The following is an 11,258-nucleotide window of genomic DNA, read 5'->3' as shown; positions in this document are numbered from 1 at the left end:
CGGCCGCCCGCCCGTCGCCGCCGCTCTCGCCGACTGCCCGCCCGGCGGCGGGGGCCACGTCGACCGGCCGCCCGGTGGCGTCTCCGTCGGCGGGCGCGCCCTGGCCTGCGGGGGCTTCGCCGTCGGTGGGTGCCTCCTCAGAGGTGCGGGTTTCAGGGATGGGCGGTCCGGCTCCGCCCCCGGCGGGAGCCCCGCCGGGGGCGGGCGTGCTCTCGGGCTCTGCCGCTGTCGCGGCAGGCTCGGCGGCGTTCCCGGTGCGCGGCCCCTTCCCGGCGGGCGCCTCCCCGCCGACGGGCGCGCCCTGGCCTGCGGGCACCCCCGTGGCCGACGCGTCACCCCCCGTGGCCGGCTCATCGGTCTCCCCGGCGGGCGCGGGCGCCTCCTCCGCGGACGCGGCCGCCTCCTCCGCGGGCGTGCTCCGCGTCACGGGCGACGGCCGCGGAGTGTCGGGGTCCTCCGGGGCCGCCTCGTCCGTGTCCGGCGGCTTGGGGGAGTTCGTGGTGCTGGACAACCCGGAGGTCCTTCCGTGCGAAACCCGGTGGTGGCTCGGCGGACCGGGCTCGGGTGGCCGGGCCGCCGTAACTGGTACGGCCGGCCGGCGGTTCCGGTTCAACGGAGCGAGGATCCGCCCGCCGGGGCCGCGAACCGGTCCCGCAGTTCCCTCTTGAGGATCTTGCCGCTCGCGTTGCGCGGCAGCTCCTCCACGAACAGCACCCGTTTCGGCGCCTTGAAGTGCGCCAGTTCTTCGCGCGCGTGGGCGATGAGTTCGTCCTCCGTGACGGCACCGCGGGGGACGACCACCGCGGTGACCGCCTCGATCCACCGCTCGTCCGGCAGCCCGATCACCGCGGCCTCGGCCACCCCTGGATGGGTGTGGAGCGCGTCCTCGACCTGCCGCGAGGCGACCAGCACGCCCCCGGAGTTGATGACGTCCTTCACCCGGTCGACGACGGTGAAGTACCCGTGGGCGTCCCGTACCACCAGATCACCGGAGTGGAACCAGCCGTCCCGGAACGCCTCCGCGGTCTCCTCCGGTTTCCCCCAGTAGCCCTCGCAGAGCTGCGGCGAGCGGTAGACGACCTCGCCGGGGGTGCCGTCGGGCACGTCCTCGCCGTCCTCGTCGACGACCCGCGCGTCCACGAACAGCACCGGGCGCCCGCAGGAGTCCGCCCGCCCCTTGTGCTCGTGCGGTCCGAGGACCATGGACAGCGGACCGATCTCGCTCTGCCCGAAGCAGTTGTAGAAGGCCGGCTTCGGCAGCCGGGACCGCAGCCGCTCCAGTACGGGCACCGGCATGACCGACGCCCCGTAGTACACCTTGCGCAGCCCGCTCAGATCACGGGTCGCGAAGTCGGGGCGGTTCGACAGGCCGGTCCACACGGTGGGCGGCGCGAAGAGGCTGTCCGCGCGCCCGGCCTCGACGAGGTCGAGGAGCAGCTCGGCGTCGGGGGCGTCGAGGATGGTGTTCCGGGCGCCGACCGCGAGGTACGGCAGCAGGAACACGTGCATCTGCGCCGAGTGGTAGAGGGGCAGCGAGTGCACGGGCAGGTCGCCGGCGCTCAGGTCGAGGGCGGTGATCGCGCTCAGGTACGCGTGCACCAGGGCGCGGTGCGTCATCATCGCGCCTTTCGGCAGCGCGGTCGTGCCCGAGGTGTAGAGCAGCTGCACCAGGTCCTCGGTGCGCGGTTCCGGGCCGTCGTACGCGGGCGCCGACTCCAGCCGGGCGAGCAGCGAGTCCCCGGCGTCCCGCAGCGGCAGCACCCGCGCACCGTCGGGGAGCCGGCCGGCGAGGTCCGGGTCGGCCAGCACCAGTGTGCTGCCCGACTGCCCGAGGAGGTACGCGAGGTCGTCGCCGGTGAGGTGCTGGTTGACCGGCACATGGACGAGTCCGGCGCGGGCGCAGGCCAGGAAGCCGATGAGGTACGCGTCCGAGTTGTGCCCGTAGGCGGCGACGCGGTCCCCCGGGGAGAGCCCCGACGAGCGCAGCACCCGGGCCGCGCGGGACACCGCCTCGTCGAGTGCGGCGTACGTCCAGGTGCGCTCGCGGTAGGTGACCGCGTCGCGGGCCGGGGTCCGCCGGGCGCTGCGCCGCAGCACCCCGTCCACCGTGCTGCCGTGTCCAGGCGTCATGGCACATGATCCTCGTGGCGCCCGCACGGCAGGTCAAGCCGCCCGGGCACGGGGCCGCGGCGGGCGGGGCCGCACGGGCCGGGACCGTACGCGCCCGGGCGGTGCGCGGTGGCGCGCGGCGTCACACGGGACGCGCGCGCCCCTCCCAGTACGGGTCCCGCAGCCGTCTCTTGTACAGCTTTCCGTTGGGGTCCCGGGGCATCGACTCGATGAAGTCGACGCTCGCGGGGCGTTTGTAACCGGCCAGCAGGCGGGCGCAGTGTCCGAGGATCTCCGCGGCCAGTGCCTCGCCCGGTGCGGCGCCGGGAGCGGGTTCGACGACCGCTTTCACCGCCTCGCCCCAGTCGTCGTGCGGGATGCCGAAGGCGGCCGCGTCGGCGACGGCGGGGTGGCTGAGCAGCGCGGCCTCGATCTCGGCGGGGTAGATGTTGACCCCGCCCGAGATGATCATGTCGATCCTGCGGTCGCGGAGGAAGAGGTACCCGTCCTCGTCGAGGTACCCGAGGTCGCCCACGGTGAAGAAGTCGCCGACGCGGTTCTTCCGCGTCTTGGCCTCGTCCTTGTGGTACGAGAATCCGCCGGTGCTCATCTTCATGTAGACGGTGCCGAGTTCACCGGGCGGCACGGTGTTGCCGTCGTCGTCGAGGACGGCGAGTTCGCTGATCGGCCAGGCCTTCCCGACGGTGCCGGGCTTCTTCAGCCAGTCCTCCGCCGTGGCGAAGGCACCGCCGCCCTCGCTGGCGGCGTAGTACTCCTCCACGCTGGGTCCCCACCACTCGATCATGGCCCGTTTCACATGGTCCGGGCAGGGGGCGGCACCGTGGATGGCATGCCGCATGGACGACACGTCGTACGCCGCCCTGACGTGCTCCGGCAGCGCGAGCAGGCGGTGGAACTGGGTCGGGACCATATGGGTGTGCGTGCACCGGTGGACGTCGACGAGCCGGAGCATCTCCTCGGGTGTCCACTTGTCCATCAGCACCAGCCGGTGCCCGATGTGCAGGGACGCGCCCGCGAACTGGAGCACCGCCGTGTGGTAGAGCGGCGAGCACACCAGGTGCACGTCGTCGCCGAACGGCTCGATGCCGAAGATTCCGAGGAAACCGCCGAGGTACGTCTCCTCGGGGAGCTTGCCGGGCAGCGGGCGGCGGATGCCGCGCGGCCGCCCCGTGGTGCCGGAGGTGTAGTTCATGACCCAGCCGAGCGTCCGCCCCTCGGGCGCCGATCCGGGCTGCCCGTCGAGGAGTTCGCCGTAGGGCCGGAAGCCCTCGGCCGGACCGACGGCGTACCGCCGCTGCGGGGGGAGCCGCGCCTCGTCGGCCGCGTGGCGCGCGGCGTCGCCGAACCGCTCGTGGGCGATCAGCACCCTCGCCCCGGAGTCGGCCACGATCCAGGCGATCTCGGGGCCCACGAGATGGTGGTTGACGGGCACGAGGTAGAAACCGGCCTGCGTGGCGGCGAGGTACGCGGTGAGGAACTCGGCGCCGTTGGGGAGCACGACGGCGAAGGAGTCACCGCGTTCGAGGCCGGCGGCGCGCAGACCGTGGACCAGCCGGTTGGCCTCGGCGTGCAGCCGGCCGGCGGTCCACTCCTCGCCGTCGGCCGCGATCAGCACGGTGCGCTCGGGGTCGGCGGCCGCCTGTGCCCAGAAGCCGTTCGGGGCCTGGCTCATCCGTGGCTCCTTCCTGCGATGCGGTCGAGCCGGTCCACGGCCTCCTCGAAGCCGCGGGTGAGGTCGTCGACGACCTCCTGGACGCTGCGTTCGCTGTTCATCCGGCCGACGATCTGTCCCACGGGTGTCCCCAGGAGGGGTTCCACCTCGTGCTTCTGGATCCGTGAGACCGCCTCGGCGACCAGGAGTCCCTGCAGGGGCATGGGGAGGGTGCCGGGTCCGTCCGGGTCGTCCCAGGCGTCGGTCCATTCGGTGCGCAGCTGCCGGGCTGGCTTCCCGGTCAGCGCGCGCGAGCGGACCGTGTCGCCGGATCCGGCGGCGAGGAGCTTGCGGGTCAGGGCGCGCGAGTGCAGGTCGGCCTCCGTGGTGGTCAGCCAGAGGGAGCCGAGCCACACGCCCTGGGCGCCGAGCGCGAGCGCGGCGGCCACCTGGCGGCCGCTGCCGATGCCGCCCGCGGCGAGCACGGGCAGGGGCGCGACGGCTTCGACGACCTCGGGCGTGAGCACCATCGAGGCGATCTCACCGGTGTGGCCGCCGGCCTCGTAGCCCTGCGCGACGACGATGTCGATGCCCGCCTCGGCGTGCTTGCGCGCGTGGCGGGCGCTGCCCGCGAGCGCGGCGACGGGCACCCCCTTGCCGTGAGCGCGTTCGACGACGTCGGGGGGCGGTGGGCCGAGCGCGTTGGCCAGCAGCTTGACCGGGTAGTCGAAGGCGACGTCCAGCTGGGTGCGGGCGACCTGTTCCATCCAGCCGGTGATGCGCCAGCCGGACGCCTCGCCCTCGTCGAGTCCGGGCACCCCGTACCTGGCGAGGGTGTCCTCGACGTACCGGCGGTGCCCCTCGGGGATCATCGCCTCGACGTCGGCCTCGGTGACGCCCTCGACCTTCCTGGCGGGCATGACGACGTCCAGCCCGTACGGCCGTCCGTCGGCGTGCGCCTCCAGCCAGTCCAGGTCGCGCTTGAGCTCCTCGGGATCGGCGTAGCGGACCGCGCCGAGCACACCGAGTCCGCCGGCCCGGCTGAGGGCGGCGGCGACGGCGGGGAAGGGCGTGAAGCCGAAGAGGGCGCGCTCGACTCCCAGTTTCTTGCTCAGCTCCGTCTGCATGGGCGCAGGATGCCGCAGTCGCCCGGACGAGGGAAGACCTTTTCTGATGGACCGTCAGTTTTTGTGGTCGACGACGAGCGGGGACGGCACCGTTGACACCGCTCTCCCCCGACATGAAGGTTTCACCGGAGCGGCAGGACCCGGAAGACACTTCCGGGCGGCGTGACGGGAGGCCCTTCCATGGCGGCGACGGCGGACGGAGCGGGCGGCGGGCCGACCCGCCGGCAACTGGGCCGGGGCCTGGCGGCGGTGGGCGGCGCGCTGGTCCTCGCACCCCTGCCCGCGGCGTCGGCGGCGCCCGGCGGGGCCGGAGCCGGCCGGGCGGGTCGCGGCCGTCCGACCCTGCGCCGCGGGTCCGCCGAGCGTGCCGGTCTGCTCCCGGCCCATCTGGACCGGCTGGTCGCGGACGCCGAGACGTTCCTGGGCCCGTCCCCCAAGCACCCCTGGTACGCGGGCGCGGTGCTGCTCGCGGGCCGCGGCGGCACCGTCGCGCTGCACCGGCCGATCGGGAAGGCGGTGCGCTACGCGGCGTACGACGAGGAGACCGACACCGCCGTGGAGTTCCCCCCGGAGCGGCAGATCGCGACGGCCGGGGACACCGTCTTCGACCTCGCCTCGGTGTCGAAGCTGTTCACGTCGATCCTGGCCGTGCAGCAGATCGAGCGCGGCGCGCTGGACCTGGAGGGCAGGGTCGCCTCGTACCTCCCGGACTTCGGCGGCGCGGGCAAGCAGGACGTCACGGTCCGCCAGCTCCTCACCCACACCTCGGGGTTCCGCGCCTGGATACCCCTCTACGGCGCGCCGACCTACGAGGCGAAGCTCCGGCTCATCTGGGAGGAGGCGCCGCTCGACCCGCCCGGTACCGTGTACCGCTACTCGGACCTCAACCTCATCTCGCTCCAGCTCGTCCTGGAGAGGATCACCGGCCGTCCGCTGGACGGGCTGCTGCGGACCGGGATCACCGCTCCGCTGGGGATGCGCCGCACCCGCTACAACCCGCCGCCGTCCTGGAGGCCGCGGATCGCCGCCACCGAGGACGCCCGCAGACCGTGGTCCGGGCTCGACCGCGGCCTGGTGTGGGGCGAGGTGCACGACGAGAACGCGTACAGCCTGGGCGGAGTGGCGGGGCACGCCGGGGTCTTCTCCACCGCGTGGGACCTCGCGGTCCTCTGCCGGACGCTGCTCAACGGCGGCGCGTACGGCCGGGCACGCATCCTGGAGCCCCGGTCGGTGGACCTGATGTTCACCGACTTCAACACCGCGTTCCCCGGTGACGAGCACGGTCTCGGCTTCGAGCTGTACCAGCACTGGTTCATGGGCGCGATGGCCACTCCGCGCACCGCCGGGCACACCGGTTTCACCGGCACCTCGCTCGTTCTCGACCCGACGACGGACTCGTTCCTCGTCCTGCTCGGCAACTCCGTTCACCCCGTGCGCAGTTGGCGGTCCGGCTCCGCGCCGCGCGTCGCCGCCGCCGATCATCTGGCGCGTGCGGTGCCGGTGCGGCCCGCCCGGGGGCGCACCGCCTGGTTCTCCAGCATGGCGGCGGCGTCCTCCGCGACGCTGACGCTGCCCGCGGTGGACGTCGGCGCGGGGGGCCGGCTGCGGTGCGCCCTGTGGTGGGACACCGAGCCGGCGGCGGACGCGCTCCTCCTGGAGTCCTCGGCGGACGGGGGGACGACGTGGCGGCCGGTGCCGTTCACGACCGGGCGCCGGGGGCAGGCTCCGCGGGAACATCCCACCGGCTCGGTGACGGGCTGGTCCGGCCGCGTCTGGCACCGGCTCGACGCGGACCTCCCCGGGGCCGGCCGGCACGTCCTGCGCTGGCGGTACACGACCGACCGGCTCTACGCGGGGCGGGGTGTGTACGTGGACGCGCTGCGGGTCCTCGACGGCGACCGGGTCGTCTTCGACGAGGCGCGGCCGGCGGACTCGGCGCGCGTCGGGGCCGTGGGGTGGACGGCGTCCCCGGACTGACCTCCCGTCCCCGGACCGGCGTCCCCCCGCCGGTCCGCTACGGGGCCTGCAGGAGTGCCATCGCCGCGTTGTGTCCCGGTACCCCGCTCACCCCTCCCCCGCGTACCGCGCCCGCGCCGCACAGGAGGACGTTGGCGTGGGCCGTCTCGACGCCCCAGCGGCCGGTGCCCTCCCCGGTGTGCGGGAAGGCCAGGTCACGGTGGAAGATGTGGCCGCCGGGGAGCCCGAGGTCGCGCTCCAGGTCGAGGGGGGTCCTGGCCTCGATGCAGGGGCGGCCGTCCGCGTCGGTGGCCAGGCAGTCGGCGATCGGCTCGGCGAGGTGCGCGTCCAGCTGGGCCAGGGTCGACCCGACCAGTTCCCGGCGTGTGCCGTCGTTGTCGCGGGCGAAGAGCCGGGCGGGCGTGTGCAGTCCGAACAGGGTGAGCGTGTGGTACCCCCGCCGGGCCGGTTCGGGGCCCAGGATCGTGGGATCGGTCAGCGAGTGGCAGTAGATCTCGGAGGGCGGCGCCTCGGGCGGTGTGCCTGCGGCGGCCTGCGCGTACGCGGTCGCCAGCTGCCCGTACCCCTCGGCGATGTGGAAGGTCCCGGAGAACGCCTCGCGCGCGTCGACGGACGGGTCGCGCAGCCGGGGCAGCCGCTTCAGCAGCATGTTCACCTTGAGCTGGGCGCCCTCGGCGGGGGCGGGCGGCTCGTCGCCGGTCAGCCGGGCGAGCTCCTGCGGGGAGGCGTTGACGAGCACGTGCCGGGCCGCCACGGTCCGCTCGCCGTCCGCGGTCCGGTAGGTGACCTCGGCGGCGCGTCCGTCGGTCGCCACCCGGACCGCCTCGTGGCCGGTCGCGAGGACCGCGCCCGCGCCGCGGGCGGCGTCCGCCAGGGCGTCGGTGAGCGCGCCCATGCCGCCGACCGGCACGTCCCAGGAGCCGGTGCCGCCGCCGATCACGTGGTAGAGGAAGCAGCGGTTCTGCCGCAGGGACGGGTCGTGGGCGTCGGCGAAGGTACCGATGAGTGCGTCGGTGAGGACGATCCCGCGGACCAGGTCGTCGGCGAAGGTGTCCTCGACGGCGACGCCCAGCGGCTCCTCGAAGAGGATGCGCCATGCCTCCTCGTCGTCGACGCGGCGGCGCAGTTCGCCGCGGGTGGGCAGCGGCTCGGTGAGGGTGGGGAAGACCCGCCGGGCGACGCGGCCGGTCATGCCGTGGAAGCGCTGCCAGGCCCGGTACTCGCCGTCCGACCCGGTGAGCCGGGCGAAGGCTTCCCGGGTGCGCCGCTCGCCGCCCCCGACGAGCAGTCCGGTGGGCCGGCCGTCGCGCTCGGTGGGGGTGTACGAGGAGATGTCGCGGCCGCGGACCCGGAAGTCCAGTCCGAGATCCCTGACGATCTTCCGGGGCAGCAGGCTCACCAGATAGGAGTAGCGCGACAGCCGGGCGTCGACACCGGCGAACGGCCGCGTCGAGACGGCGGCGCCGCCGGTGGTCCCGAGCCGCTCCAGCACGAGGACGGACCTTCCCGCGCGGGCGAGGTAGGCGGCGGCGACCAGGCCGTTGTGTCCTCCGCCGACCACGACGACGTCCTGTTCCCGGTGTCCCTCGTCAGCAGCCATGCCTCTTGGTAACACGCGAAGATCCGTCCCAGCCAGATCCGCGCGCCACCCGTGCCCCGAAGGGGCGCGCGGCCCCGCCCCGTCCGGGGCAGGACGGCCCGGGGCGTCAGTACGCCCCGGAGACCCGCTGCCGCAGCGCCGCCACCCGCCGGTACAGCTCCGCCGCCTCCGCCCCCCGTCCCAGCTGCTCCAGACAGTGCGCCTCGTCGTTGCGGCTGGCCAGCGCGTCGGGATGGTCGGCGCCGAGCACCCGGGCGCGGGCCCCGGCCACCTGCCGGTACTCGTCGAGCGCGTCGGTCCAGCGGCCGAGCCACCCGAGCCCGACGGCGACCTCCCGGCGGCTCACCAGCGTGTCCGGGTGGTCGGGCCCCAGGACCCGCTCCCGGAGGGCGCACACGTCACGGGCCTCGGCGAGGGCCTCCTCCCAGCGACCGAGCCGTCCCAGGTTGACCCCGAGCCCGTGCCGGGCGCGCAGGGTCTCGGTGTGCGCGGGACCGTGGACACGAGTGCGGTCCTCGATCAGCCCCCGGTACAGCTCCAGTGCCTGCGCGCTGCGCCCGAGCCTGCCGAGGCTGATGCCGACCTCGTAGCGCGCGGCGAGCGTGTCCGGGTGGTCGGGCCCCAGCGCCTGCGCCCGGGCCGCGGCGACCTCCCGGTAGGTGTCGAGCGCCTCCGGCCACCGCCCCAGCTGACCCAGCGCGTACGCCACTTCGTACCGCGTGACGAGCGTGTCGGGATGGTTCGCGCCGAGCACCCGGGCGCGGGCCGCGGCCACCTCGTCCGCCATCCGGTACGAGTCCTCCAGGCGCCCCAGCCGGCTGAGGTTGAACGCGAGATTGTGACGGCAGCGCAGGGTGTCCGGGTGGTCGGGGCCCATCGCGCGCTCCCGGGCGGCGAGCACGGCCGCGTAGACCTGGTGCGCCTCGAAGTGGCGTCCCGACTGGCCCAGCACGTACGCCATCTCCTGCCGGGCGGCCAGGGTGTCCGGGTGGTCGGGGCCGAGCGTGTGCTCCCGGATCCGGGCGACGTGCGTGTACTCGCGCAGCGCGTCGGCGGGGCGGCCCGTGCGGCTGAGGGTGAAGCCGACCTCGTAGCGGCTGGCCAGGGTGTCGGGGTGGTCGGGTCCGAGGGCGTGCTCGCGCTCGGCGGCGACGGCGCGGTGCACCTCACCGGCCTCCGCCCAGCGGCCGAGCCGTCCGAGGCTCAGCCCCGCGTTGTGGCGGCCGGTGAGCGCGGCGAGCAGCTCCGGTGCGGGGGTGGGCCGTTCGGAGGGGACCGGGTGCGGGGCCCCGCGGGTGCCGGCGCGGGCGGTCCAGTCACCGGTGAGGCCCGCGGAGGCGTCCGGCGGTGTGGTGCGCAGTCCGGTCCCGGCCGCCTTGTGGCCGGTGGTCATGCCCCGGGTCCAGGAGGGCAGGCGCGCCTCGCGGGTGGCGGGCCGGTCCGCCGTCACCCGCCGCACGGGGGACGACACCACGGTCGGCACGTACGCCGGTGTGCCGCGTCCCGCGCCGAGGCGGCGTCCCAGCTCGCGGGCGTCGTGCGGGCGCCGTTGCGGTTCCTTGGCCAGCAGGTCGAGGATGATCCGGTCGAGGAACCCGGGCAGTTCGGGGCGGCGGTCGCGCGGCGGCTCGGGGGGCGTGTCCCGGTGCCCGACGAGGACGGCCCACGCGTCGTCGAGGTCGAACGGCGGTACACCGGTGGAGATCTCGTACAGCACGCAGCCGAACGAGTAGAGGTCGCTGCGCCGGTCGACCTCGGAGCCGCCTATCTGCTCGGGGGACATGTAGTGCGGGGTGCCCATCGCGATGCCCGTGCCGGTCAGGCGTGAGGTGAGGCCGATGTCGTGGCCGAGGCGGGCGATGCCGAAGTCGCAGATCTTCACCGTGCCGTCGTCGAGCCGCATGATGTTGGCGGGCTTCAGGTCGCGGTGCACGATGCCCTGCCGGTGGGTGTAGGCGAGGGCGGCGGCGACCTGTTCGGCGATGTCCACGATGTCGGGGACCGGCAGCGGATGCTGTTTGTTGTCCTCCAGGAGCTGGCTCAGGTTGCGTCCGTCGAGCAGTTCCATCACCAGGTACAGGACGCCGTCGGACTCGCCGAAGTCGTGGACGACGGTCACTCCGCGGTGCTGGAGGCCGGCGGCCACCCGGGCCTCGCGGCGGAACCGCTCCCGCAGGACCCGGGTGAACGAGTGGTCGTGGTGGTGGCCCGGCGGTTTGAGGCACTTGACGGCGACCTGTCTGCCCAGCGACTCGTCCCGGGCCCGCCACACCTCTCCCATGCCTCCTCGACCGATCAGGTCGAGCAGTCGGTACCGGCTCTGGATGAGCCTGGTCTCCCCCATCTGCCGCGATCGCCCCCGTCGTCCGGACCCGCCCTCCCCCGACCCGTCCAGTATGACGAGTTATGGTCTGACTTTGTACGGTGCGGGACGCGAACCGGGGCCGATCCGCGACACGGCGCGGATGATGTGTTTGGGCGGCCGCCGACGGCGCGGACGTGCGGGAACGCGGCGCGGCACGGCTCCCGCAGGGCTCGGCCGCCGGGCCACCGCCCGGGGCGACCGTACGGATCTTGCGCACGACTCATGGACGTACGGCGGCAGTGAGGCGTACGTGGTCTGCGCCACCCGGTGCCACGACAGCGGGCGGGCGGGGATCGGCAGCGGGCGGACGGGGATCCGCAGCGTGCGGGCGGACCGCGCAGGGAGGGGCCGGCGTCCCGCGCCTCCGGTCCGGCGAACAGTTCCGGCCGGATCCTCCCGGAGCACACG

At 74.5% G+C, this 11,258-nt stretch carries 6 protein-coding genes and 1 pseudogene; 1 reads left to right on the top strand and 6 read right to left on the bottom strand.

Going from position 1 to position 11,258, the window contains the following annotated elements:
* The 4 genes and pseudogenes from KM933_RS33860 to KM933_RS33845 form a co-directional block, all read right to left on the bottom strand.
* Positions 1-511, bottom strand: a pseudogene (locus tag KM933_RS33860) (hypothetical protein); the annotation flags it as partial.
* Positions 512-609: 98 nt separating this feature from the next.
* The gene (locus tag KM933_RS33855; RefSeq protein ID WP_221359702.1) at positions 610-2,130 is read right to left on the bottom strand and encodes an acyl-CoA synthetase; all 1,521 of its coding nucleotides are present in this window, start codon (positions 2,128-2,130) and stop codon (positions 610-612) included.
* 121 nt (positions 2,131-2,251) lie between these two features.
* Positions 2,252-3,802 carry an acyl-CoA synthetase gene (locus KM933_RS33850; RefSeq protein WP_221359700.1) on the bottom strand — a complete coding sequence of 517 codons (1,551 nt, stop codon included), beginning with the start codon at positions 3,800-3,802 and terminating at the stop codon, positions 2,252-2,254.
* Positions 3,799-4,908, bottom strand: coding sequence for an NAD(P)H-dependent flavin oxidoreductase (locus KM933_RS33845; RefSeq protein WP_221359698.1), 1,110 nt, complete (start codon positions 4,906-4,908; stop codon positions 3,799-3,801). The genes KM933_RS33850 and KM933_RS33845 overlap by 4 nt, the downstream gene beginning before the upstream one ends.
* Positions 4,909-5,088: 180 nt before the next feature.
* On the opposite strand from KM933_RS33845, the gene KM933_RS33840 reads away from it, so the two are divergent.
* Positions 5,089-6,885, top strand: a complete 1,797-nt coding sequence (locus KM933_RS33840; protein ID WP_221359696.1) for a serine hydrolase domain-containing protein — start codon at positions 5,089-5,091, stop codon at positions 6,883-6,885.
* 37 nt (positions 6,886-6,922) lie between these two features.
* Here KM933_RS33840 and KM933_RS33835 read toward each other — a convergent pair whose 3' ends face one another.
* Positions 6,923-8,485 (bottom strand): phytoene desaturase family protein, encoded by a 1,563-nt coding sequence (locus KM933_RS33835; protein WP_221359694.1) that lies wholly within the window; start codon positions 8,483-8,485, stop codon positions 6,923-6,925.
* A gap of 106 nt (positions 8,486-8,591) precedes the next feature.
* Positions 8,592-10,829 (bottom strand): serine/threonine-protein kinase, encoded by a 2,238-nt coding sequence (locus KM933_RS33830; protein WP_221359684.1) that lies wholly within the window; start codon positions 10,827-10,829, stop codon positions 8,592-8,594.
* Positions 10,830-11,258 lie beyond the last annotated feature (429 nt).

It is taken from the genome of Streptomyces beigongshangae (assembly GCF_019710745.1).
Classification (GTDB): Bacteria; Actinomycetota; Actinomycetes; order Streptomycetales; family Streptomycetaceae; genus Streptomyces; species Streptomyces beigongshangae.
The sequence above is the reverse complement of the archived record's forward strand: the minus strand, read 5'-3'. Positions and strand labels throughout refer to the sequence as shown.

What these genes read in the sequence shown, in the direction of transcription:
- KM933_RS33855 (WP_221359702.1), bottom strand. Translation starts at nt 2,130, where the DNA reads ATGACGCCTGGACACGGCAGCACGGTGGACGGGGTGCTGCGGCGCAGC.
- KM933_RS33850 (WP_221359700.1), bottom strand. Translation starts at nt 3,802, where the DNA reads ATGAGCCAGGCCCCGAACGGCTTCTGGGCACAGGCGGCCGCCGACCCC.
- KM933_RS33845 (WP_221359698.1), bottom strand. Translation starts at nt 4,908, where the DNA reads ATGCAGACGGAGCTGAGCAAGAAACTGGGAGTCGAGCGCGCCCTCTTC.
- KM933_RS33840 (WP_221359696.1), top strand. Translation starts at nt 5,089, where the DNA reads ATGGCGGCGACGGCGGACGGAGCGGGCGGCGGGCCGACCCGCCGGCAA.
- KM933_RS33835 (WP_221359694.1), bottom strand. Translation starts at nt 8,485, where the DNA reads ATGGCTGCTGACGAGGGACACCGGGAACAGGACGTCGTCGTGGTCGGC.
- KM933_RS33830 (WP_221359684.1), bottom strand. Translation starts at nt 10,829, where the DNA reads ATGGGGGAGACCAGGCTCATCCAGAGCCGGTACCGACTGCTCGACCTG.